Here is a 24,678-nt window from a genome sequence, read left to right on the forward strand (position 1 = left end):
AAAATCCGGGGTTTTCCTGATTGTAGCAAAACAATAGGGAAAAAGGAAGAGCGGGCAGCCATCTGCATCAAACAGAAATAATTCCCATTACCCCTTGACGGAATGAGTCGGTGGGTGTATGATTTTTTCATAATCATTTACCCTTCGGGGAACAATTACATACTTTGGCAAAGATGTCTGATCATGAATGGTTCATGTCAGGCTTTTTCTTTTGGACAATGGAGCCCGGGATATCCCGGGCTCTTTGTCTTTGGAAAAGCCGCTATTCCGGTCAGACTTTTCTTTTTCCCAAAGTAAAAGGAGAGGATTGGTATGAAAAAAATGGAAGTGCTGAAAGGCAAGTGGCCCCTGCTCCTGGCGGCAGTGGCCCTGCCGTCGGTGGCTCTGGCTGCGGAGCCGGAAGGCCGGTATTCGTCGGTGGACACGATCTGGGTCCTTTTGGGGGCCATCCTGGTGTACTTTATGCAGCCGGGATTCGCCATGGTGGAAACGGGGCTCACCCGTGCGAAGAATGCGGGCAACATTGTCATGAAGAACTTCATGGACTTTGCCCTTGGCACCGTGGTGTTCTGGTTCCTGGGCTTTGGCCTCATGTTTGGCACCGATATCGGCGGCATCATTGGTACGCCGGATCTTTTCGTCACCCATTTCCAGGTACCCGATGATGCGGGGTACACCACACTGGCCTACCTTTTCTTCCAGACCGTGTTCTGTGCTACCTCCGCCACCATCGTATCCGGTGCCATGGCAGAACGGACGAAGTTCTCCGCTTACTGCATTTACTCCATCATCATTTCCCTCCTGGTTTATCCCATTTCCGGCCACTGGATCTGGGGCGGCGGCTGGCTTTCCCAGCTGGGCTTTCACGATTTCGCCGGTTCCACCTGTGTCCACCTCGTCGGCGGCGTCTGCGCCTTCGTCGGTGCCTGGCTCCTGGGACCCAGAATCGGCAAGTACAATAAGGACGGCACCGTAAACGCTATCCCCGGCCACAGCATCACCCTGGCCTGCCTGGGCATGTTCATTCTCTGGATGGGCTGGTTCGGTTTCAACGGCGGATCCACGGTCTCCATGACCGGCGATAAGGTCATCGAATCTGCCGGCCACATTATGATTACCACGAACCTGGCGGCAGCAGTTGCTGCCTGCACCACCATGGCGGTGACCTGGGTGAAATACGGCAAACCTGATGTGTCCATGACCCTGAACGGCGGCCTGGCAGGACTCGTAGCCATCACCGCCGGCTGCGATGCGGTGACGGTACCGGGTTCCTTCTGGATCGGCCTCATTGCAGGCGTATTCATTGTGTATGCTGTCGAATTTGTAGACCAGAAACTGAAAATTGATGATCCCGTCGGCGCCATTGCGGCCCACGGCGGATGCGGTGCCCTGGGCACCATCCTCACCGGCTTCTTCTCTGAAGAAAGCGGCCTCCTCTATACTGGAAATCCCCATTTCCTCTTCATCCAGATCCTGGGTGTCGTAGTTGTTGCTATTTACGTATTTATTGCCATTAATATCGTATTCCGCATCATCCGTGCCACCATCGGCCTCCGGGTGAGCCGGGAAGAAGAAATCAACGGTCTGGACTTCGAAGAACACGGCCTGGCTTCCGCCTATGCAGACTTCATGATGGTTCCGGAAACGACGGAAGAAAAAATCGAAGCCGGCAAGGCCCCTGCCAATGCGGTGGAAGTTCCGATGGATAAGGAAGTACCGGAAACTGTGGCACCGAAGGAAGTGCCTGCCGACGGACACCGGCTCTGGTGCGTCACCATTATTACCTCCGACAAGCGCTTTGAAATCCTGAAGGCTGCCATGGAAGCCATCGGTATCACCGGCATGACCGTTACCAAGGCCCTGGGATTCGGCCTCGAAAAAGGACAGACCCAGATGTACCGCGGCGCCGCGGTTTCTGCGAAACTGCTGCCGAAGGTGCGGGTGGACATTGTGGTATCCAAGATTTCCCCGAGAACCGTCATTGAAGTGGCAAAGAAAGCCCTCTACACCGGCAAGTACGGCGATGGTAAAGTCTTTGTCACCACCGTGGACAACGCTGTCAAGATCCGCACCGGAGAAGAAGGGTATGATGCTCTCCAGGATTATCCTATCGAAGATAAATAAAGGCCTCCATTTTATGGGCCGGGAAAGTGAGAAATCATTTTCCCGGTCTTTTTTTATTTTATAAGTGTATACTTCAATAGCACCTGCAGCGCAAATGGACTTTTTCACATGGTTATTCACAGCTTGTGGATAAATGGATACTGAGAATCGGGAATTCAGAAACCATGGAAAAAATGACAGGTGTCCTCTCGAGATATACACAAAAATCTGTGAATAACTGTGAATAATTGAAAAGTGGGCTGGGGAAAACTTTGGAATTGAGTGCCGAATATCCCATGGTACAGGGATATCTCACTTATCCACAGACGGAGTTCCTGTGAATTCTGCTTTCACAGGAAGCAGGGCCTTTTGAAAAAACGGGGAAAAGAGTCTGTCAAAGAACGGTAAAAGGAAGTAATGATGGTGAAAATCTGAGAAAAATAGAGAAAACAGATAAAAATTGAAATGAAGGGATGTCCATTTCCAGTAGAAAGATAAAGGTAAATATAAGAATAGTCAGCTCATTTCATGGGAATGGAGGACAGGATAATGTATATACGCCAGCGTATTTCACAATTTCACAGGATGGAATGCACAGATAGAAAAAATAAAATGTTTCCCTATTGACTTTTAGGGGATTTCAGTTTAAAATAGCTTTAATTTCAAAGAAGCTGGGAAGAGAAGAGTACGCAGGAAAGAATGACAAAGAGAGCTCCGGTCGGTGAAAAGGAGTACAGGAAAGCCTGCGGAAGATGGCCTCTGAGCTTGCACTGCCGAATGGTGAAGCAGTCCGGGTTTCTCCCGTTACAGAGACAGGGTATCAAGGCGCAGGCCGGCGTACCTTATAAGGTTTTCATGGCGACATGGAAACGAAATTGGGTGGTAACACGAGTATCTCGTCCCTTGGTGGGACGGGATTTTTTTATTACAAATCGGGAGGTTTTACTTTGCCTATTAAAATTGCTGACGGTATTGAAGCCATTTCTGAACTGAAAAAAGAGGGAATTGTCACTATTGGTGAAAAAAGGGCACGGACCCAGGATATCCGTCCCCTGAAAATCCTCATCCTGAATCTTATGCCTATCAAAAAGCCTACGGAGGTGCAGCTGCTCCGGCTTCTGGGAGATACGCCGCTGCAGCTGGATGTGGATTTCGCCCGCATTGCATCCCGGGAGACTACCCACACCGATAAATCGTACCTTGATGAAAATTACCTGACCTTTGATGATATCAAAGACAAACGGTACGATGGTTTTATCATTACCGGGGCGCCGGTGGAAAAAATGCCCTACGAACAGGTGGATTACTGGCCGGAAATGCTGAAATATTTCGACTGGGCCGATACCCACGTATTTTCTACCCTTCACTTCTGCTGGGCTGCCCAGGCCGGACTTTATCGGGATTATGGGGTGCAGAAACGAATCCTACCCCAGAAGCTCTTCGGCATTTACCAGTACAACCTGACTCTTGCCTACCATCCCCTGCTCCGGGGATTTGATGACCGCTATTTCATTCCCCAGTCCCGCCATACATCCATTGATGACAGGAAGGTGGATGAAACGCCGGAGCTTACGGTCCTGTCGAGGTCTGAGGAAAACGGGATCAACATCGTGACGGATAAGGAATCCCGCCGCATCTTCGTGCTGGGCCACTTCGAATATGATCTCCGCACCCTGGAATGGGAATACAAAAGGGACCGGGAGAAGGGGCTTCCTATCCGCCTTCCGGAAAACTACTATCCCTACGATGATCCCCAGGAAAAACCGCGGTTTGTATGGTGCAGCTATGCCCACCTTTTCTACCATAACTGGCTGAACTTCGTATACCAGGAAACCCCTTACAGTCTGGATGATCTCATGCCCTTCAACGTGCACAATCCACTGCATGTGTGAAAAGGGCAGCTGTCATTATGCTTTAAGGAGGATTTCTATGAAGAAACTGTTACTCTTTGTTGTACTGCTTTTCGGCCTTACCCTGGGCCTTTCCGGATGCGGGAGTTCCTCTTCCGGCGGAAAGACTCTCCGGGTGGGCATGGATGCTGCCTATCCTCCCTTTGGGTTCCAGAACATGGAAACAAAGTCCTATGAAGGTTTTGATGTGGACATTATCAAAGCCATTGCAAAGGAAGAAGGCCTGGAGGCGGATATCCACAATGTAAATTTTGATGGTCTCATTCCGGCGCTCCAGTCCGGAGATCTGGACACCGCTATCAACGATATCACTGTCACAGAGGACCGGAAGAAGTCCGTGGATTTCACGAAACCCTACTATATTGCCGGACTCGGCGTGGTGGTGAAAGGCGATGATTCTACGATCCGGTCGAAGGAAGACCTGAAAGGGAAGACCCTTGGCGTTACCATCGGTTCCACCGGGGAAGAGGCAGCCCGCAAAATCGACGGAGCCAATGTAAAAGTTTACAATACCCTGAGCGACGCATTCCTGGACCTGAAACAGGGGGCCGTAGATGCCGTGGTGAATGATATTCCCACCAATGAATACTACGTAGCCAAAACGGCAGACCACTCCGTGAAGACGGCGCCGGTGGCCCTGTCTACGGAGGACCTGGCCATTGCGGTCAGGAAGGGCAACAAAGATCTCCTTGCCAGACTGGATGACGGCCTTGCTAAAATAAAGAAAAACGGTGAATTTGCGAAAATCTACAAAAAGTGGTTCGGCAAAGAACCGCCGGAAGAAATCATGAAGTAGCGGGAGGCATATATGATTACGGAAATCCTCAAAACCTATCCATTCATCGTCCTTGATGGCGCGTTCTCTACAGAACTGGAACGTCAGGGCTTTTCCATCAACGATGACCTTTGGAGCGCCATTGCCCTTTACAAGAATCCGGACATGGTGAAGGCGGTGCATCTTTCTTATTACCGGGCCGGCAGCGACATCGTTACCAGCGCCAGCTACCAGGCCACTTTACAGGGCTTTGAAAAGAAGGGGTTTACCAGGGACGAGGGGAAGAAACTTCTCCGGAAATCGGTGGAACTGGTGCAGGAAGCTCGGGATGAGTATCTTTCGTCCGCGCCGGAAGAAAAGCGGCCGGCCCCCCTCGTGGCTGCGTCCATCGGTCCTTATGGGGCATATCTGGCAGATGGCAGCGAGTACAAAGGGCACTATGGAAAGACTCGAGAGGAGCTGGCAGATTTCCACAGGGAGCGGATGCAGGTACTGGCGGAAGCGGGGCCGGATCTCTTTGCCTGTGAAACCATTCCTTCCCTGGTGGAGGCCCTGGCGGAGGCGGATGTGCTGTCCGAAATTCCCGGTGCCTCCGGTTGGATTTCCTTCTCCTGCAAAGATGAATTCCATACCTGTGGTGACGACCTTATCGGAGATTGTGCGGAAGCCCTCGATGAATTTCCCCAGGTGAAGGCCATAGGGGTGAATTGTACGGCGCCGGAATATGTGGAGTCCCTGATTCGGGAAATCAGGAAGCATACGGATAAACCGGTGGTGGTGTACCCAAATTCCGGGGAACATTACGATGCAGGAAGTAAGACATGGAACGGCGCTTCTGCGGAGTATGCGGACTATGTGCGTACCTGGTACGCTGCCGGAGCCCGGCTCATCGGCGGCTGCTGCCGTACTACGCCTGCGGATATCCGTAAAGTGGCGGAATACAGGAAAGAGCTTCTGGAGCTTTGAAGGTTTCGTTGTAAAAACCGGCTGTATTGGGTATAATCATGGCAGTGTAACTGGATTTTTTGAAGGAGCTGGAAAACCATGCAGGGCGGCGATGCAGATGAATTTATTGATTATATGAATGACGGAGAGGCTTCGGTCCGGCACCGGGGCTATGTATACCGTTTTTCGGGACTGAAATTTCACCCCGGTCGGAATACCTACAGCATCAGCGTGGAAAAGTACCGCTTTTCCAGGGAACCCTTTGAGGAATTCATGGAACTGGTCTACTACTATGAATCGGAGGACGCTGATGAGGTACTGGACCATCTCACGGAAGACATCCTGTGGGACGGCAAGACCTTCTACGAACTGGAAAAGGCACTGACCTGGATCGACTGGTAAAAAAGTAAAAAATTTCTTGACTTGCTGTAAAGGCAATGATATAGTAGATGCAACTTCATAAAGGCAGTGAAGAGAAGAGTACATGAAATGAGCCGGCAAAGAGAGCTCCGCGTGGTGAAAAGGAGAGCGGCAGGTTTGATGGAAGATGGCCTCTGAGCCTGGTGCGCTGAATCATGAAGCGGCCCGGGAACTCCCGTTACAGAGTCAGGGTATCAAGGCTATGCCGGCGTACCTTACAAGGTTTTCACGGTGACGTGGAAATAAAATTGGGTGGTAACACGGTCCTCCGTCCCTTTCGGGATGGGGGACTTTTTGTTTATGGAAATATTTTTATTTTATATGTATCTGCAGGAGGTATTATTATGAATCTGAAAAAAACATTAGCTCTGTCCCTGGCAGCCCTTGCCGTTGTGGGTGCCATTTCCGGTTGCGGCTCCGACAATAAGAAAGATGCCAAAGCTCCGGCGGAAAAGAAGGAAATCACCGTAGGTATCACTCCGGGATACTCCGAAAAGGTCATGGAATACGTAGCACAGGAAGCGGAGAAACAGGGGCTGAAGGTCAATATCAAGTCCTTCTCCGATTATGTGACTCCGGACCAGGCCCTGGCCGCAGGAGACATCGACCTGAACTCTTTCCAGCATGGCCCGTTCCTGGACGCTTTCAATGAAAAGAATGGTACAAAGCTCGTTTCCATCGGCAATACCTATCTCGCACCGCTCCGTATTTACTCCAATAAAGTGGCCGATGTGAAGGACGTACCAGACGGAGCCAAGGTGGCTATCCCCAATGATCCATCCAACGGCGGCCGGGCACTTCTTCTCCTGGACCACCAGGGCCTGCTGAAGCTGAAGGAAGGCACGGATCCCACGAAGGCTGTGGTGGGAGATATCGCAGAAAATCCGAAAAACCTGCAGATTATCGAATTGGAAGCAGCCCAGCTGCCCCGGTCCCTGGATGACGTATCCATTGCCGTTATCAACGCAGGCTATGCGAAGTCCGCCGGCCTGGATACGAAGAAAGCCCTGGCTACCGAAGACAATACATCTCCCTATGTGAATATTATTGCAGCCCGGGAACAGGACAAGGACAACCCCACTTACCAGAAATTCGTGAAGATCTTCCAGAGCGATTCTGTGAGAAAGTATATCAACGATAACTTCAGCGACGGTCTGGTACCGGCGTTCTAAGGAAGCACTGATTAAATCGTTGTCAGATTTCATTCTTGGATTTTTATGCAATGCGAGGAATAGCTCGACGCGAATAGCGAGCTATTTAAGGAGAGCTATGACGAAGCAGTGCATAAAAATCCTTATGAAATCTGACTCTGCGAATTAATCAGCGCTTCCCTAAAAGCAGAATATAAAAAACTGTGAAAAGTGGAAATCCATTTTTCACAGTTTTTTATTTGGCTTTTGCATGGGAATGGGTAGAGTCACCGGCGCGGAGCTTCCAGCCGCCTGGGAAACGGATCCGCCTGCGGCGTCTGCGTGGCTGGGGATGTGCGAACAGGCGAGGATGCCAATGATTCTATCCGAGGCATGCAAAACAGCGCTGTCCGGATACACAGGTTCCATACCTTCATCGCTTCCTTCATGGGGCTATGTTACAATACAACAAGGAGAAAACTGGTTTGTATAAGGGGAGATTACTATGCTTATCGCCTATGCGGCTCCGGCGGAGCCATTTCACAGGGAGCTGGAAATCAAAAAATCCATTTTCATTGCCCATCTGGTACCTGTATCATCGGAGGAGGAAGCGCAGGAGGCGCTCTCAGGCTTCCGAAAGCAGTATAAAGATGCCACCCATAACTGTTACGCCTGGCGCATTGGGACCACCCGGATCCTGGAAAAGTCCGGGGACGACGGGGAGCCTCAGGGAACTGCGGGTCATCCCATGCTCCATGTACTGCAGATGCAGGAGCTTACCAATGTGCTGGCCGTGGTGACAAGGTACTTCGGCGGTATCAAACTGGGAGCCGGTGGGCTGACGAGGGCTTATAGTTCTTCTCTCTCGGAAGCGGTGAAGGAGGCGCCCATTGTCCGCTATACGCCCCATGTACACCTGCGGCTCACCATCCCCTACAACGGGGTGGGAGGATTTGAAAATTATATTAAAGGTACGGATATCATCGTGAAAGACCGATCCTTCACGGATAAGGCGGTGATGGATTTCCTGTGCCTTCCGGAAAAAGAGGATGCCCACCGCCGTTTTTTCACGGACCTCACCGCAGGCAAAGCGGATATAGAGGAACTGGGGGAAGAGTATGTGAAGATGGAGAGGAAAATCAGGAGTCAGGGAAGCGCTGATTAATTCGCAGAGTCAGATTTCATAAGGATTTTTATGCACTGCTTCGTCATAACTTTCCTTAAATAGCTCGCTAATCGGGTCGAGCTATTCCTCGCATTGCATAAAAATCTTAGAATGAAATCTGACAACGATTTAATCAGTGCTTCCTTAACCAATCAAATCTTTTCATAAGACGATAAACTGTAAACGGACAGCGGTAAGCAGAAAGCGGATAGCTTTCCCACCCTGTTCATGATGGGAGAGCAATAATAACAATATTCATTGGAGGAACCGATGAAAACTGCACAGGAAATTGTAACGGAATATGCGAACCGCATCGGAGAGCTGGAGGCGAAGCTGTCGGCACTGACCGATGAGAATGAAGCTTTGAAGAAGATGGTCCGGAATGCCAGAAGCAATGGGGCTTCGGGCAGTTCGGCCATACTGAATGATGGACAGGAAAGGGATTTCTATCCCAGCGAGCGCCATGAAATTCTGGTGGACGTGCTGCAGGACGCCCGAAAGGGACTCAAGGATGGTTCCCGGCGGGCCGATGTCATCGATGATCTGCTGGCTGCGAATCCCACGAATGGGGAGCCAAAGAAAAGGGCATCCCAGGTGAAGGTGATTCTGAAGGGATACCGGGGTATGGACGAGGGAATCAGAAAGAAACTCCGGGCCCTGGGAATCACAGGCAATGAGCAGCATCGGAAGCACTTTCTCCTTTCCTACTTTGATGATCCCCGGTACACGGTCACCATGACCGCCACCGGCAGTGACTCCGGCCGGGGCGGGAAGAACCTGGCCGGTGACATGATCCGCCTGTTCTTTTAGGGAGACTGTGAATCCGGATAGAGCCATTTGCAGGGAAACCGGGATTCTTGGGAGAATAGCTCTATGGGTAAGAAGGGATTTTTGCCTACTCCACCATTTTTCCTGTTGACAAGTCAGGCAGATAAGTATATACTGCTTCATAACTAAAGAATTACCTGCATGGAACGAGACAGAAATGATGGAAACCCTTTCAGAGAGCCGGTGGATGGTGGAAACCGGCAGGAGCTGTTATTTTACTCACTCGCGAGCATCCCGGCCGAACCGAGTAGGACGGGCGGATATCCCCGTTATGGATAAGCCAAAGTCATGGTTTTCCGATCATTGATGCGGCGGAGTGATAAGTACAAGGTGGTACCGCGCAAAGATGCGCCCTTCAGAAATGAATTTTCTGATGGGCGCTTTTATTTTCCCGGTACCGGTGCAGGATGTGTTTCACGCAAAGGAGTGAAGAAGTATGGAAGAGAAAAAAGGTATTTTCAGTGGAGCCCTGGGAAGGCTTATCCTCCCGGGAATTATCCTGCAGTCCGTCCTGATTGGCGGCGGCTATGCCACAGGCCGTGAAATTGTGGAATACGGGGCCAAGTATGGTGCCATGGGATGGCTTTCCGGATTTGCTACGTTTGTGGGATTTGCCCTGGTGGCTATCCTGTCGTTTGAATTGATCCGCCTCTACAAAGTGTATGATTTCAAGTCCTTTTTGAAGCAGCTCATTGGACCGCTGTACCATGTATTCGATGTGGTGTACCTGCTGTTCATGGTCATCATTATCGCCGTCATGTCTTCGGCCACCGGCGCCGTCGTGGAGCAGATGACAGGGCTCAATTACTGGTATGGCGTAGGAGCCATCACCATTATCGTGGGCATCCTGAACTACTACGGGGAAAAGATTATTTCCTATTTTGAAACTATCGGTACGGTGCTGCTCTATATCGGCTATATTTCCTTTTCCATCCTGGTTATCAGCCACGGTGGTGCCCATATTTCCGAAGTCATGGCAACTGGGGATCATTCCTTTGTCCCTGATGCTACGGTAGGGGCAGCCCTGTGGACCGGTATCCTGTATATGGCTTATAACCTGGTCGTATTCCCTGCATCCTTCTTTACCATCAGGGCCCAGAAGAGCCGGAAGGATACGATTATCAGCGGCATTATTGCCGGACTTCTCATGATCATTCCCTGGTTCATGACCTATTACGCAGTCATGGCATTCTACCCGGACAAGGCGGTCCTGGCATCCCCGGTTCCCTGGGTGGCTATGATGCAGGCAGACAATGCGCCGGGCTGGCTGCTGCTCCTGTTCAGCATCGTCATGGGCTGGACCCTGATTGAAACGGCTACCGGTATTATCCATGCCATGCTGGAACGGATTGATACGGGCCTCAAGGATACGGGCCGCCGGCCGCTTTCCCGGAAACACCGCGGCATGCTGACCATTGCTGTCCTTGTTGTTTCGGTGGCTTTTGCCAAGATCGGCATTATTGATCTTATTGCCAAGGGGTACAACGCCCTGGCCTATGCCTTCATCCTGCTGTATCTGGTACCACTCCTCACCGTAGGGGTTTATAAGATTTACAGGAAATCCAAAGAAGAAAAGACGGCAGAAGAAGATGCACCGGATATGGTGATTGCAAAATAAATGTAAGAAAGTTACGAAAAGCCTCCGTGGGGATTTTTTCCCGGGGAGGCTTTTTTACAGGGAAAACCGGGGAAGTGCTTCCCTGGATTTATGTGGCCGGTTTTCCTGTTCCTCCGATGCATTATATATTCTTATATTTATAGAAAAAATCGATGATTGCCGGTTTTTCTATTTTATATCTTGCGGGAATCCAACTTTTGCGATAAAGTATATATTAATACACGAAAAATCTGCAATATAATGTATACTTAATGTGTACATTGAGGGAAGGAAAAGAGAAGGGAAGGAAGCGTATGGCTATACCGGCATTGCTCTTTGCACTGCCCCTGGTGACGGCGGTGATTCTTCTGATGAACCGGAGTCCGGCCATCCGGAATATGGTGGTCCGGGTGTCGGCGGTGCTGATCATGGCCCTTTCTGTGGCGGCAGGGTTCCTGTACTTCGGGCACCCCTATAAGATCAGCATTGATTCTCCCCTGGTGCGGCTGGTGATGATGGGGGTGGATGGCCTGGCGGCGCTGACGGTGCTCTACTACTGCGCCCGGTACCGGCGGTACCTGACGGCCCTTTTGGGTATCCTCCAGTTCGGCCTCATCGTGGCCTTTGAGTTCCACGCCGGCAGCTACGCCCGGTCCGTATGGGATTTCAGCATCGATAACCTGGCTATCATTATGATCCTCATTGCCGGCATCATCGGCGGCCTCATTGCCATTTACTCCCTGGGGTACATGGCCGTATTCCACCGGAAGCATCTGGATGTGAAGGACCGGCGGTCTTTCTTCTTCTTCGTGGTCTTCCTCTTCCTGTCCGCCATGTTCGGCCTGGTCATGTCGAATAACCTTCTCTATATGTATACGTTCTGGGAAATCACATCCCTCTGTTCTTTCCTCCTTATCGGGTATACGGGAACCAATGAGGCCATCCATAATTCCTTCAAAGCCCTGTGGATGAACCTGCTGGGGGGCCTGGCTTTTGCCATGGCCATCGCCTACCTGGGTACCCATTTTTACACGCTGGAACTGTCGCAGCTCCTGTCCCTGGGCATGCAGCAGATGCCGGTGGAACCGGTGGTGGCGCTCCTCGTATTCTGCGGATTTACGAAATCCGCCATGATGCCCTTCTCCGGATGGCTTCTGGGGGCCATGGTGGCACCTACGCCTACATCGGCGCTTCTCCATTCGTCCACCATGGTGAAGGCCGGCGTGTTCCTCATCATCAAGCTGGCGCCGATTCTCGGCAATAACCATGCCGGTATCATGGCCATGCTGGTAGGCGGCATTACGTTCTTCTTTGCTTCCTGCGCCGCCATTTCCCAGTCCGACGGGAAAAAGGTGCTGGCTTACTCTACCATTTCCAACCTGGGCCTTATCGTCTGCTGCGCCGGCACCGGGTCCTATGAAGCGGCCTGGACGGCCATTATGATCGTCATTTTCCACGCCGTGGCGAAGAGCCTCCTCTTCCTCACCGTGGGAACGGCGGAACAGCAGCTGGGAAGCCGGAACCTGGAAAGCTTCGACGGCATTTTCAATTCCATGCCCCGCCTGTCCCTGTGCATGGTGATCGGTATCTGCGGTATGTTCCTGGCGCCCTTCGGCATGCTGATTTCCAAGTGGGCCGCCATGAAGGCCTTTGTGGATGCAGGACAGCCCCTGCTGCTCCTGGCCCTGGTCTACGGCTCCGCCACCACCCTGTTCTACTGGACCAAGTGGCTCGGCAAGATTACCACCTATATTCCCACCAATGAAAACAGGGAAAAAGGCATTCTCGGCGTCCAGTGGACAGCCCTGAAATCCCTGGCCGCCCTGACCCTGGTGGTGTGCGTGCTGTTCCCCCTGATTTCCCAGTACATGGTTATCCCGTATCTGGCACTGATGTATCGGAATATCAATGACGTCATTGCCCAGAGCAACCTGTGGATCATGTCGGTCATGGTATTCCTTATCATTATCCTGCCCCTCCGCTTCGGCAAGAGCCGCAGGAAGAAACAGGTCATTACGAACCTGTCCGGCGAAAACCTGGGCAGCGATGTGGCCTACCGCGGCGCCGGCGGCCGTATTGTGCCGGTGCAGCTTCGCAACTGGTATCTGGAATCCTGGTTTGGTGAAAAGAAGATGACCCTCTGGGGCTACACGGCCTGCCTGGCCTGTGTGCTCATGGAGCTGTCACTGGCGGCGGGAGGTATGTTCCATGTCTGATTACACCATGAATGCAGCGGGTGCCCTGCTTTTCCTGGTCCTGGCGCCCCTTATCGGCGGTCTCCTTTCGGGACTGGACCGGATCATTTCCGCCCGCATGCAGCGGCGCGTGGGGCCTCCCATCCTGCAGCCTTTCTACGATTTTGCCAAGCTCTGGGATAAGCAGCCCATTGCCGTCAATAAGGCCGAGGGCTTTTACGTCTTCGGATTTCTCCTTTTCGTTCTCCTGTCGGGGGCCTTCTTCTTTGCCGGTGGGGATATTCTCCTCGTAGTCTTCACGCTGACCATGGCCAGCGTGTGCCTTATTATCGCCGCCTATGCCACGGACTCTCCCTTCAGCCAGGTAGGGGCGGAACGGGAACTGGCACAGACCATGGCCTATGAGCCCATGCTGCTTATGGTGGCCCTGGGGTTCTACCTGTCCTGCGGGAGCTTCACCATTGGAGACATCATGCGCTCGGACACCATGAATATCCTCCGGATGCCCGGCATATTCCTGGGGTTCTGCTATATTCTTCTCATTAAATTCCGGAAATCTCCCTTCGATATTTCCATGAGCCACGAGGCCCACCAGGAACTGATCGGCGGGGTGAAGACGGAAATTTCCGGCCGTACCCTGGGCATGGTGGAGCTGGCGGAATGGTATGAAGACGTGTTTCTTCTGGGACTGGTGCTCCTCTTCTTCCTGTCCTCTTCCCCCTGGACCCTGGCGCTGGGACTCTTTATATGTGCCCTGGTATTCTTTCTGGACATCCTGGTGGACAACAGCTGTGCCCGGATGAAATGGGAAAAGATGCTGGCTTCTACCTGGCTCTTTTCCTTCCTGGCGGGATTCATTAATGTAGCATTTCTCATGTATTTCAGATAAGGAGGCCGTTATGGGATTTGAAAAGAAATCACCCTGGCTCATTCATTATGACGGCTCTTCCTGCAACGGCTGCGATATTGAAGTGCTGGCCTGCCTGACGCCGCTCTACGATGTGGAGCGGTTTGGCATCGTGAATACGGGGGACCCGAAGCATGCGGATATTTTCCTCGTCACCGGCGGCGTGAATGCCCAGAACCTTCCGGTGGTGCGGCAGATCTATGAACAGATGCCGGAACCGAAGGTGGTCGTTGCCGTGGGCACCTGTGCCTGCACCGGCGGCGTCTTTCGGGAATGTTACAATATGCTTGGGGGTATGGACAAAGCCATCCCCGTGGATGTGTATGTACCGGGCTGTGCGGCCCGGCCGGAATCTATTATCGCCGGCGTGGTGAAGGGCCTTTCGGTGCTGGAAGAAAAACACAGGAAACTGAAGGCCTCCGGAAACCATGGGGTGCCGGAAGAACCATCGAAGGAGTTTGATGGATTTACGGAAGAAGGGAGAAAGTCATGAAACAGCAGATCATTGTCATCGGCACGGAGGACCTGCTGGAACGGACGGCCCGCTTCAAAAAAGAAGGGTGCCGGCTGGTCCAGATTCTCTGTACCCGGGTGGAGGAGGGCTACGAGCTCACCTACACCTTTGATAAGGACTATTTCCTGTACCACCTCCGCCTCGTGGTACCCCTCACGGGGTCCGTCATGAGCATCACCGGCCTCTACTGGTATGCCTTTGTGTGGGAAAATGAAATCCATGACCTCTTCGGCCTGGACATTCGGTTTATTGTGCCGGAAGTGGACTATGGCGGCCATTTCTACCACCTGGCCCAGAAGACCCCCTGGCACGACCTGTCGGGCGCGGTCCATGCGAAACGGGCGGTGAAGGTCAATCTTCGGAGCGGCCTTGGCATCGACGCTTCCGTATCGAAGAACGGGAAGGAGGATCACTGATGGCTGAAATAACGACAGTACCCTTTGGGCCCCAGCATCCGGTGCTCCCGGAACCGATCCACCTGGACCTGGAACTGAAAGACGAAACCGTGGTGAGGGCGGTGCCTTCCATCGGCTATGTGCACCGGGGACTGGAAAAACTGGTGGAAAAGAGGGACTTCAAGCAGTTCATCTACGTGGCGGAGCGGGTGTGCGGCATCTGTTCCTTCGGCCATGGCTGGGGCTACGCCAAGGCGGTGGAAGGGCTCATGGATATTGAAATCCCGAAGCGGGCCAGCTACCTGCGCACCGTGTGGCATGAACTGTCCCGCATGCACAGCCACCTGCTCTGGTGCGGGCTGGCGGCAGACGCCATGGGATTTGAGAGCCTCTTCATGAACGCCTGGCGGATCCGGGAAATCGTGCTGGATATCTTCGAAGCCACCACCGGGGGCCGGGTTATTTTCTCGGTCTGCAAAATCGGCGGTGTCAGGCGGGATATTACGGACGCCATGCGGAAAGAAATCCTGGCTAAAATGAAGGAACTGAAGAAGGAAATCCACAAGATGGCCATCGTCTTCCTCTATGACAATACCATCCAGAGCCGGCTGGAGGGGGTAGGCACCCTTTCCATGAACGACGCCGTGGAACTGGGCTGCGTAGGTCCCATGGCCCGGGCCAGCGGCCTTCCTGTGGACTACCGCATGGCCGATGATGAAGGGGCCTACAAAGAACTCCATTTCCATCCCATCACCGAGACCGCAGGAGACTGCCTGGCCCGGGTGAAGGTGCGGCTGGGAGAACTGGAACAGTCCATCGATATCATTACGGGGTGCCTGGAAAACCTGCCGGACGGAGCCATCGAGGCGCCGGTACGGGGCCTTCCGCCGGTGGGGGAATTCTTCACCCGGGTGGAACAGCCCAGGGGGGAAGCTCTCTACTACGTAAAGGGCAACGGCACGAAGAACCTGGAGCGCTTCCGCCTCCGTACGCCCACCAATGCCAACCTTCCGGCCCTGGTGAAAATGCTCAAGGGCTGTGAACTGGCGGACGTGCCGAATATCATCCTCACCATCGATCCCTGCATCAGCTGCTGTGAGAGATAATGCCTGCGGCAAGGTGGCTCAGGGGTAACGCCTTCGGCGAGGCGGAGTGTCCTGTATAGGACCCTCCGAATCCGAATAAGTTGGCGCCTATACTGCCCATCAAGGTGCCTTCCTTTTGGTATTCGGACGGCGCAGGGGGAATGGCCTGCGGCCAAGGGGAAGGAGCGGCGCACAAAATCCGGAAGCGCCGCGGAGTATGTATTTTGCGGCAAAGCCGCTGAAATCTCCGTAATGGCAAGCTGCCCATGATAAGATAATCCGTAAATATGCAGGCCCTTGGAGAAGGGCCGCGCCAAAGGCGCAGGATGGATTAATGGGATCATGCGGTACACCCCTTCGCCCAAAGGGCAGAGCCTTGACGCAGTCATAGCCTTTTCCACAACCCATCCAAACGATTAGGGTGTGCTTATTTTACTTCGTTGCTGATTTCATCTATTAAGGAGGATCTATGAGTTTTCTGATCTACATGAAACAGGCGCTGTCCAACCTTTTTAAACCGCCTGTCACCACCTCCTATCCCCTGAAGCCGAAGCATTTCCTGCCCGGCGACCGGGGCCGGGTGGTGAACGATATCAGCCAGTGCATCCTCTGCGGCCAGTGCATGCGGACCTGCCCCGCTGGTGCGATTACGGTGGACCGGAAGACCGGGACCTGGACCATCAATCCCTTTGCCTGTGTCCAGTGTGCGGGGTGTGTGGAAGTGTGCCCGAAAAAGTGCCTCCACATGGACCCGGAAGCGGCATCGCCGGATGTGAAGAAATCAGAAATCATCCTGTCCGTCCACCAGGAAGAAGGCACGGCCCGGGTAGAGCGGAAAGTGGCGGCCATTGCCATGACGAGAAATGCCATGGATGACAGGAGCAAGATCGTCAATAATATTATCAAATGTATTTTCTGCGGCCAGTGCATGCGGAACTGCCCCTCCGGCGCCATTACGGTGGACCGCCGGGCCAGGACCTGGCGCATTAACCTGGAGGCCTGCGTGAACTGCGGTACCTGCATCGACAACTGCCCCCGGAAATGCCTGTCCCTGGGATGCTACCTCGGCAGTCCCAGTGAAATTACGCTGCACGGATCCATGCCGCCTATCCGGAGGCCTGCCAAACCGCTGGGAGCCAAACCGGCAGAAACAGTTTCTAAGGAGCCGGTCGGTGCCGCAGAAGAGAAAGGGGTTTCCGTTCCAAAGGGTCCGGAAGGCTCTAAAGTTATAGACCTGCCGGATGCCCACATCCGAATGGAGGCGGAGAAGTGCCTGTTCTGCGGAAAGTGCGAACACAACTGCCCCGTGGGCGCCATTACACTGGACCGGAAGAACCGGACCTGGACCATCGACCGGGAGAAGTGCATCACCTGCGGCGTCTGCGCTGACGGCTGCCCGGCCCACTGCCTGACCCTGGCGGATGCCTGGGAAGCGGGAGAAAAGAAAGAGACCCCGGCGACCTACCAGGGCAAGGCGCTGCGGCGGCCACCGAGAAGGCCGACAGGCACCCCACCGGCCCAGGGGAAGGATGATTCCCATGCATGAGTACCCGGTAACCCTGGAAATTGTACGGATTGCAGAAAATACGGCCCGGGAAAAGGGAGGCCTCGTTAAAGCTATCCATCTGGTGGTGGGAGAGGACTCCGGCTTCATCGGGGAGTCCATACAGATGTATTTTGATGTGATTTCCGAGGGCACCCTCTGTGAGGGCGCCCTCCTCACCATTAAAGATATCCGGCCGAAAATGAAGTGCGACAGCTGCGGCCGCCTTTTTGAAAGAAAACGTTTCTCCTTTACCTGCCCCTACTGCGGCGGCGATGGTTCGCCTACGGAGGTGGGAAAGGAATTTTATATAGAATCCATAGATCTGGAGGTCCCATAAATGCATATGGTCAAAGCGGGGGTTATGGAAGATATCTATGCCCATAACAATCACATTGCGGAACATGTAAGAGAATACCTGATGAAACGGGATGTATACACCATCAACGTCATGGGAGCACCGGGCACGGGAAAAACCACGTCCCTGGAACGTCTCATGAAGCACATGAAGTCCAAAGTCTACGTCATCGAAGGGGACATTGAGTCCGATATCGATACGGAACGGCTCCGGAAGGAGCATGTGACGGCGGCCCAGATCAATACCTTCGGCGCCTGCCATCTGGATGCGCCGCTGGTGCACAATGCGGTGCACACCATGGACTTCGAGGAAGGGGGCATCCTCTTCATTGAAAACGTGGGAAACCTGGTGTGCCCGGCAGAGCTGAATATCGGCGAAAATATCAAGATGCTCATCGTCAGTGTGGCCGACGGCAGCGACAAGCCCTACAAGTATCCCCTGGCCTTTGAAAAGGCGGATATCATCCTTCTGAACAAGGTGGATCTCCTGCCGTACCTTGATTTCGATGAAGATTTCTTCATGAAGGGCCTCCGGCACCTGAATAAGCACGCCCCGGTCTTCAAGGTCAGCGGCAAGACGGGAGAAGGATATAAAGAAGCGGCTGAGTGGATTGAAAGCGCTGCAGGAAAGGCCTGAGTGGGGCAGGCAGCGTATGTATGGACCAATCGCGTGAATGGTTTATAAGGGTTGTGGGTTGGCATCGCTACGCTCGCCAACCGGGTGGTGGCTTCAACTCCCCTTGCTCGTTGAAGCGGGGGCATGAGGTGGATTAGCCGCTAAAGGTGGATGGCCTACCTTATGCCCCCGGTGCGAAGCACCCACCACCTTTAGCCCCATCCATAGGATTGGACACTTAGTCATCCATCAGAACCATCAGGAGGTGCCTTATGTCAGATCTTGTCACATTTCGCCTCACCGCCACCGGACGTGTACAGGGCGTGGGGTTCCGTCCCTTTGTGTGCCGGACGGCGAAGGCCCTGGGTCTTACGGGATGGGTGAAGAACTGGGGCGGCATCGTGGAAATCAGGGCTTCCGGGGAAAGGGAAGCCTTTTTTTCGCTGGCAAAAGCCCTGAAAGGAGCGCCCTATCCCATCTTTGTAGAATCCATCCGGGCTGATGAGGTACCCTATACCGCCTTTGATGGATTTTCTGCCATCGAAAGCGGGGGACAGGCGGTGGAGCCCCTGTTTCCGGCGGACATCGGCATCTGTCCCACCTGCCGGAAGGAGCTCCATGATCCGAAGGACCGGCACTACCAGTATCCCTTTATATCCTGTCCTGCCTGCGGTCCCCGGTATACCATCATCCGCCGCCTTCCCTATGACCGGGAACATACGGCCATGGACGATTTCCCCCTCTGCCCGGACTGCGAAAAAGAATATAAGGACGAAAAGGACCGCCGCTGCCACGGGGAAACCATCAGCTGCCCGGCCTGCGGGCCCCTTCTCACGGCGGACCTGAAGGACGGCCATCCCCTGTCCGGGGAGGAGGCCATGGAAAAGGCGGTATACCTGGTGAAGGAAGGGAATATCATCATGGTGAAGTCCATGGGAGGATTCCACCTGGTGTGCCGGGGGGACCTGGAAAATGCGGCCCTCCGCCTGCGGCAGCTGAAACATCGGGAAGGAAAGCCCTTTGCCCTCATGGTCCATTCCCTGGAGGAGGCAGAAACCCTTTGCCAGCTTACGGAGGAAGACCGGCATCTCCTTACATCGCCGGCCTGCCCCATCGTGCTCTGCCGGCCGAAGAAAGAGCCCCTTCCTGCCGTGGCGGAGGGGGTACCCCGGCTGGGGCTGTTTCTTCCGTCCAATGGTTTTTATGACCTTCTCACGGAAGGCGTGGGGGCACCCCTTATCGTGACCAGCGCCAACCTGTCCAAAGAGCCGGTGCTCTATGGAGATGGGGAAGCCAGGGACTGGTTCGAAAAGCACCGGGTATCCGGACTTTTTACGAATAACCGGGACATCCTCCGCCCCGCCGATGACAGCGTCATGAAGGCGGAAGGTTCCCATGTGGATATGGTGCGCCGGACCCGGGGATTCCTGCCGGAACCGGTGATCCGCAACGGGCCGGAGGGACAGCTGCTGGCCATGGGGGCGGATATGGAGCCTTCCTTCTGCCTCACCGGCGGAGGGCGTCTCTATCCCGGTGAACTGCCCTGCGATTTCCTCTACGGCTCCTCGAAAGAGGCTTTCCTCCATATGGAACAGGACTGGGAGCACATGCTGGGCATCCATCCGGAGAAGATTCTCTGCGACCTCCATCCCATGTACGAGTCCGCCTTTATGGCGGAAGAAATGGCGGGGAACCGGGGGATTCCCTGCATTTCCGTGCAGCACCACCATGCCCACGCCCTTTCGGTGATGGCGGAGCATGGGCTCAGGGGAAAGGCGGCGGCCTTTGTCTTTGATGGCACCGGCTGCGGCACGGACTATTCCATTTGGGGCGGGGAGATACTTCTCCTGGAGGGGATGGAGTGGAAACGGGCAGGGCACCTGGACGCCATTCCTATGATCGGCGGCGACCTGTCCATGGCCCAGGCCTGGAAGAGCGCCTTCTGCAGCCTCTTGGCCAGCGGGGAGAAATCCGACGATCCCCGGTTCCCGGTGGTGGAAAATGCCGTGTGGCAGGGCATGAACTGCGTCAATAATTCCTCCATGGGCCGCCTCTTTGACAGCGCCTCAGCCATTCTCCACCTGAAGGATGAAAACCGGTACAAGGGGGAATGTGCCATGGCCCTGGAGAAGGCGGCCCGGGAAGCGCTGGAGGAAGGGCGGGCGCCCCTTCCCCTCCATCTCACGCTGGCAGAACAGGAGGGCATGCTCATCTGGAACAGGGCGGACCTCATCCATGGCCTGGTGGCGGCGGATGGTAAAATAAAAGAAGGAGCCCTGGGCTTTCACCGGGCCATCGTGGAAATGGTGGTGAAAAGCGCAGAGCTTCTGGGCGTGGAACAGGTTATCTTCACGGGAGGCTGTTTCCACAACAGTATCTTATGGAATGAAACAAGAAATGCCCTGGAAAAGAAGCATTTCAGGGTCTATGGAAATGAAAAAGGCCCCTGCGGAGACGGGGGCATATCCCTGGGCCAGGCTTGGTACGGCCTGCAGCAGGGGTGAGGAGGAACTATGTGTGTAGCCTATCCGGGCCGGGTGGTCAGCATATCCGGCACCCACGGCATGGTGGATTTTTCCGGCACGGTGGTGCCGGTGAACCTGGCCATGGTGCCCGTGAAAATCGGGGATTACGTCCTTGTCCATGCGGGCATGGCCATCCAGATCGTGGAAAAGAAGGAAGCCAGGGACTGGATTTCCCTGTTTAAAGAAATCGAGGAGACCGAGAAGGAATGATAGAAAAAGAACTGGCCCGCTACCTTTCTTCCTATGACGGGCCGCCGCTTCGCCTCATGGAGGTCTGCGGCACCCATACGTCTTCCCTGTACAGGACCGGTATCCGGCAGATGCTGTCCCCAAAGATTACCCTCCTTTCCGGTCCCGGCTGTCCGGTGTGCGTGACGCCGACGGCCTATATCGATAAGCTGGTGTCCTATGCCATGACGGATGGATATAAAGTCCTGGCCTTCGGGGACCTCCTGTCGGTGCCGGGAAGCCGGATGTCCCTGGCCGGTGCCCGGGACCGGGGAGGCCACGTGGATTTCCTCTATAATCCGGAGGACGCCTTTACCCTGGCGGAAAAAGACAGGAACACCACATTCATCCTGGGAGCCGTGGGCTTTGAAACCACCGCCCCCATCTGGGCCGACATGATCCGCCGGTGCCATGAGGAAAAGATTTCCAATATCCGCTTCCTCACGGCCCTGAAAACCATGCCGGAGGCCATGAAGATTCTCTCCGGCACCGGCCGTATCGACGGCTTTCTCTGCCCCGGCCACGTGGCGGTGATTACGGGAGCCCGGCCTTTCCGCAGGCTGGCGGAGGAATGCGGGGAAACCATGGTAATCGGCGGATTTACGGCATCCCTTCTCTTGGGGGCCCTGTCCCGGCTGGTGCTGGAGGCTTCCAAAAAGAAGCGGGGCCTCTGGAATGAATACCCCCAGGTGGTGAGAGAAGAGGGCAATGAACGGGCGAAGGCTCTCCTCTCTGAAGTCTTTACGCCGGGGGATGCGGTGTGGCGGGGCATCGGGAAGATTCCCGGGTCTGGCCTGTATATTTCCGAAACATACAAAGCTTTGGACGCCGGCAGCCATGGCCTTACGGAAGACCGGATGCCCGCCGGCTGCCGCTGCGGACAGGTGCTGACCGGCGCCGTGACGCCGGAAGAATGTCCCTGCTTCGGGAAAGCCTGCACCCCGGACCATCCAGTGGGGGCCTGCATGGTATCTTCCGAGGGGACCTGTTCCATTACCTATCGGGGAGGCTGACATGAAAATTGAACTGCGCCATGGATCCGGCGGCGAAGAAACGGGCCGCCTCATCCATGGAATCTTTGAAAAATACTTTTCTAATCCCATTTTGAATCGCATGGAGGATGGGGCGGTGCTGCCGGTGATGGAAGGGAATCTGGTCTTCACTTCCGACTCCTTTGTGGTGGAGCCCCTGTTTTTCCCCGGCGGCGATATTGGCCGCCTCTCCATCTGCGGCACCGTGAATGACCTCGCCTCCATGGGAGCAAAGCCTCTGTATCTGACGGCCTCTTTCATCCTGGAAACGGGACTGGAAACGGAAACCCTGGAAAAGGTGGTGTCCTCCATGGCAGATACGGCCAAAGAAGCGGGGGTCTCCATCGTGGCAGGGGATACGAAGGTTATCGAGGGAAAAGGGGGCCTCTATATCAATACCGCCGGTATCGGGGAAAGAAGAAAGGACCTTTCCATTTCCGCCTCCGCCATGGAAGCGGGGGACGCGGTGCTCCTCACCGGCACCATGGGGGACCACCACGCCACGATTCTGACGGAACGGCTCCATATGAAAACGGATCTTAAGAGCGACTGCGCCCCCCTGAATGGCCTGGTACAGCGTTTTCTTTCCGCGGGCCTTTCCATCCACACCATCCGGGACATCACCCGGGGCGGCCTGGCCACGGTGGCAGGGGAACTGGCCGCTTCTTCCGGAAAGGCCATGGAGCTTTGGGAAGAAAAGATCCCGGTATCCCATGAAGTGAAGGGGCTGGCAGGCATCCTGGGCCTGGACCCTTTGACCATGGGAAATGAAGGGAAAATGATCATCGTTCTTCCGGCGGCAGAAGCGGAAAGGGCGCTCTCCCTGCTCCGCGAAGATCCCCATGGCAGGGATGCCGCCGTCGTGGGAACCATAAAGGAAGGAACCGGCGTCACCCTCATCACCGCCTTCGGAGGTCGGAGACGGCTTCTGCCATTAAGGGGCGAAGGACTGCCGAGAATCTGCTGATGGTTAGCGAGCGCAGCGATGCCAACCCACCACCTTCAGCCCCATTCATACGCATGGGGAATACCGCATTTTCAGCCACTAAAAAAGCAGGGAAAATGATTTCTCATTTTCCCTGTTTTTTTATGCATTACCAGCCATGGCGGTAATCGAAGACATCGTCCGGAATTTCTCCCTTTTCCAGCTCCGTTAGCGATTCATCGAGGATAGTGAAGGCCTTGTGGAGGTTTTCGGAGGAAATGTTGAGAGGCGGCTGTACCCGGAGCAGGTTCTCGCCCAGGGTGATGATGATGAGTCCCTTCTCGTAGGAACGGAAGCAGACTTTGAACGTACCGTCACCGTCGGGGACAGCATTGCCCTTTTCATCTTTCTTCACGATGCCGATGGCCCAGGACATGCCACGGCCCCGGTAGAAGGCTACCCGGTCCGGGTGCTTCTTCTTCAGGGTTTCCATTTCTTCTTTGATCTGGGCGCAGTTCCGTTTGTAAATACTCTGGAACTCATCGGTCTGATAGTAGTCGAAGGCCGCATTGCCCGCAGCGCAGGCGATGGCGTTGCCACCTAAGGTGAAGAGATGGGCCGGTGCAGGGAGGCAGTCCATGATTTCTGCCCGGGCCATGAAAGCACCGAGGGTGAGGCCGGCGCCGATGGATTTGCCCATGATAATGCCGTCAGGAATGATGCCGGGGTAGTTCTCGATGGCAAAGAAGTGGCCGGCCCGCCAGAAGCCCTGCTGCACTTCTTCATCGATGAAGAGGATGCCGTGCTTCTTGCAGAGGTCGTAGAGCTTTTTGAGGAAAATGGGGTGAGCCGGAAGGATGCCCGCATCCCCCTGGATGGCTTCAATGACTACTGCCGCCACTTCGTCTGCCGGCATGTAGGTGCGGAAGGCGGTTTCGATATCTTTTGTGGCTTCCTTTTCTACGATTTCATCTGGCACATCTTCACCGTAGAAGGGGAAGTGATAAATTTCCGGAAGGAAGGGTCCCATCTTTGCATGCATCCGGGTGGTGCAGGTGGTCATGGAGCAGGAACCGTAGGTATTTCCATGGTATCCGTTGATGAAGGTGATGATCTTCGTGCGCCCTGTGTAGGCCCGGGCAAATTTCACGGCCGCATCGTTACCGTCGGATCCACAGTTGCCGAAGGCGATCTTCGCCTTCACGCCGCCAGGATATACGGAAGTCAGCTTTTCCGCATAGGAAATCATGGGTTCATTGTAGGAATAGGCTGCGGTGTACTGGGTGCACTTCTTGAGCTGTGCCTCAATGGCCTTTGTGAGAATGGGGTTCGAACTTCCCAGGTTCAGGGAAGACGCACTGGTGAGGAAATCGATATATTCATTACCGTCGGCGTCCTTCAGGATTTCACCCTTTCCGCTTTCCACGGCAAAGGGATAATAGGACAGGTGTTGGCAGGGAGCTACCACTTTTTCATCCCTGGCC

Annotated in this window: 22 protein-coding genes and 3 other annotated features; of the genes, 21 read left to right on the forward strand and 1 reads right to left on the reverse strand. The window is 54.4% G+C overall.

Features of this window, described 5'->3' with window-relative positions; translation table 11 throughout:
* Positions 1 to 312 precede the first annotated feature (312 nt).
* From QZR21_RS00280 to hypE, 21 genes are all read left to right on the forward strand, one after another.
* A complete protein-coding gene (locus QZR21_RS00280; protein ID WP_296097367.1) occupies positions 313 to 2,124 on the forward strand; it encodes an ammonium transporter in 1,812 nt (603 codons plus the stop codon).
* A 643-nt stretch (positions 2,125 to 2,767) separates the two neighbouring features.
* Positions 2,768 to 3,010: a binding site (T-box leader), on the forward strand.
* A 40-nt stretch (positions 3,011 to 3,050) separates the two neighbouring features.
* Positions 3,051 to 3,995: a homoserine O-succinyltransferase gene (gene metA / locus QZR21_RS00285; protein ID WP_296097369.1), complete on the forward strand. Its 945-nt coding sequence runs from the start codon at positions 3,051 to 3,053 to the stop codon at positions 3,993 to 3,995.
* Positions 3,996 to 4,032: 37 nt separating this feature from the next.
* Complete coding sequence (locus QZR21_RS00290; RefSeq protein ID WP_296097371.1) at positions 4,033 to 4,809, forward strand: basic amino acid ABC transporter substrate-binding protein; 777 nt, start codon at positions 4,033 to 4,035, stop codon at positions 4,807 to 4,809.
* A 12-nt stretch (positions 4,810 to 4,821) separates the two neighbouring features.
* Entirely contained in the window at positions 4,822 to 5,754 is a 933-nt protein-coding gene (gene mmuM / locus QZR21_RS00295; protein ID WP_296097372.1) for a homocysteine S-methyltransferase, read from the forward strand.
* A gap of 78 nt (positions 5,755 to 5,832) precedes the next feature.
* A complete protein-coding gene (locus QZR21_RS00300; RefSeq protein WP_296097374.1) occupies positions 5,833 to 6,135 on the forward strand; it encodes a hypothetical protein in 303 nt (100 codons plus the stop codon).
* A gap of 57 nt (positions 6,136 to 6,192) precedes the next feature.
* Positions 6,193 to 6,432, forward strand: a binding site (T-box leader).
* Positions 6,433 to 6,497: 65 nt separating this feature from the next.
* Positions 6,498 to 7,325 (forward strand): MetQ/NlpA family ABC transporter substrate-binding protein, encoded by an 828-nt coding sequence (locus QZR21_RS00305; RefSeq protein ID WP_296097376.1) that lies wholly within the window; start codon positions 6,498 to 6,500, stop codon positions 7,323 to 7,325.
* Between the two features lie 463 nt (positions 7,326 to 7,788).
* Positions 7,789 to 8,448 carry a YigZ family protein gene (locus QZR21_RS00310; protein WP_296097378.1) on the forward strand — a complete coding sequence of 220 codons (660 nt, stop codon included), beginning with the start codon at positions 7,789 to 7,791 and terminating at the stop codon, positions 8,446 to 8,448.
* A gap of 270 nt (positions 8,449 to 8,718) precedes the next feature.
* Positions 8,719 to 9,258: a hypothetical protein gene (locus tag QZR21_RS00315; protein WP_296097380.1), complete on the forward strand. Its 540-nt coding sequence runs from the start codon at positions 8,719 to 8,721 to the stop codon at positions 9,256 to 9,258.
* Positions 9,259 to 9,409: 151 nt separating this feature from the next.
* Positions 9,410 to 9,635 (forward strand) — a binding site (T-box leader).
* 77 nt (positions 9,636 to 9,712) lie between these two features.
* The gene (locus QZR21_RS00320; protein ID WP_296097382.1) at positions 9,713 to 10,894 is read left to right on the forward strand and encodes a hypothetical protein; all 1,182 of its coding nucleotides are present in this window, start codon (positions 9,713 to 9,715) and stop codon (positions 10,892 to 10,894) included.
* A 293-nt stretch (positions 10,895 to 11,187) separates the two neighbouring features.
* Positions 11,188 to 13,089: an NADH-quinone oxidoreductase subunit L gene (locus QZR21_RS00325; RefSeq protein ID WP_296097384.1), complete on the forward strand. Its 1,902-nt coding sequence runs from the start codon at positions 11,188 to 11,190 to the stop codon at positions 13,087 to 13,089.
* A complete protein-coding gene (locus tag QZR21_RS00330; RefSeq protein WP_296097385.1) occupies positions 13,082 to 13,957 on the forward strand; it encodes a respiratory chain complex I subunit 1 family protein in 876 nt (291 codons plus the stop codon). Before QZR21_RS00325 ends, QZR21_RS00330 begins: the two co-directional genes overlap by 8 nt.
* A 10-nt stretch (positions 13,958 to 13,967) precedes the next feature.
* Positions 13,968 to 14,468: an NADH-quinone oxidoreductase subunit B family protein gene (gene nuoB, locus QZR21_RS00335; RefSeq protein WP_296097387.1), complete on the forward strand. Its 501-nt coding sequence runs from the start codon at positions 13,968 to 13,970 to the stop codon at positions 14,466 to 14,468.
* The gene (locus QZR21_RS00340) at positions 14,465 to 14,905 is read left to right on the forward strand and encodes an NADH-quinone oxidoreductase subunit C (protein ID WP_296097389.1); all 441 of its coding nucleotides are present in this window, start codon (positions 14,465 to 14,467) and stop codon (positions 14,903 to 14,905) included. Before nuoB ends, QZR21_RS00340 begins: the two co-directional genes overlap by 4 nt.
* Entirely contained in the window at positions 14,905 to 15,990 is a 1,086-nt protein-coding gene (locus tag QZR21_RS00345) for a nickel-dependent hydrogenase large subunit (protein WP_296097390.1), read from the forward strand. The genes QZR21_RS00340 and QZR21_RS00345 overlap by 1 nt, the downstream gene beginning before the upstream one ends.
* Before the next feature lie 448 nt (positions 15,991 to 16,438).
* The gene (locus tag QZR21_RS00350; RefSeq protein WP_296973138.1) at positions 16,439 to 17,515 is read left to right on the forward strand and encodes a 4Fe-4S dicluster domain-containing protein; all 1,077 of its coding nucleotides are present in this window, start codon (positions 16,439 to 16,441) and stop codon (positions 17,513 to 17,515) included.
* The gene (locus QZR21_RS00355) at positions 17,508 to 17,852 is read left to right on the forward strand and encodes a hydrogenase maturation nickel metallochaperone HypA (protein ID WP_296097394.1); all 345 of its coding nucleotides are present in this window, start codon (positions 17,508 to 17,510) and stop codon (positions 17,850 to 17,852) included. Before QZR21_RS00350 ends, QZR21_RS00355 begins: the two co-directional genes overlap by 8 nt.
* On the forward strand, positions 17,853 to 18,506 hold the full coding sequence (gene hypB / locus QZR21_RS00360) for a hydrogenase nickel incorporation protein HypB (RefSeq protein WP_296097396.1): 654 nt from the start codon (positions 17,853 to 17,855) through the stop codon (positions 18,504 to 18,506).
* Between the two features lie 251 nt (positions 18,507 to 18,757).
* Positions 18,758 to 20,989, forward strand: a complete 2,232-nt coding sequence (gene hypF, locus QZR21_RS00365; protein ID WP_296973142.1) for a carbamoyltransferase HypF — start codon at positions 18,758 to 18,760, stop codon at positions 20,987 to 20,989.
* Positions 20,990 to 20,998: 9 nt separating this feature from the next.
* Positions 20,999 to 21,220: a HypC/HybG/HupF family hydrogenase formation chaperone gene (locus QZR21_RS00370; protein ID WP_296097400.1), complete on the forward strand. Its 222-nt coding sequence runs from the start codon at positions 20,999 to 21,001 to the stop codon at positions 21,218 to 21,220.
* Entirely contained in the window at positions 21,217 to 22,251 is a 1,035-nt protein-coding gene (hypD, locus tag QZR21_RS00375) for a hydrogenase formation protein HypD (RefSeq protein ID WP_296097402.1), read from the forward strand. The genes QZR21_RS00370 and hypD overlap by 4 nt, the downstream gene beginning before the upstream one ends.
* A gap of 1 nt (position 22,252) precedes the next feature.
* Positions 22,253 to 23,236: a hydrogenase expression/formation protein HypE gene (hypE, locus tag QZR21_RS00380; RefSeq protein WP_296973146.1), complete on the forward strand. Its 984-nt coding sequence runs from the start codon at positions 22,253 to 22,255 to the stop codon at positions 23,234 to 23,236.
* 127 nt (positions 23,237 to 23,363) lie between these two features.
* Here the strand turns inward: hypE and QZR21_RS00385 are convergent.
* On the reverse strand, positions 23,364 to 24,678 hold a 1,315-nt coding region (locus QZR21_RS00385; protein ID WP_296973149.1), incomplete at its 5' end, for an aminotransferase class III-fold pyridoxal phosphate-dependent enzyme.

Origin of the sequence: uncultured Dialister sp. (genome assembly GCF_900541605.1) — a bacterium.
Taxonomy (GTDB): domain Bacteria; phylum Bacillota; class Negativicutes; order Veillonellales; family Dialisteraceae; genus Dialister.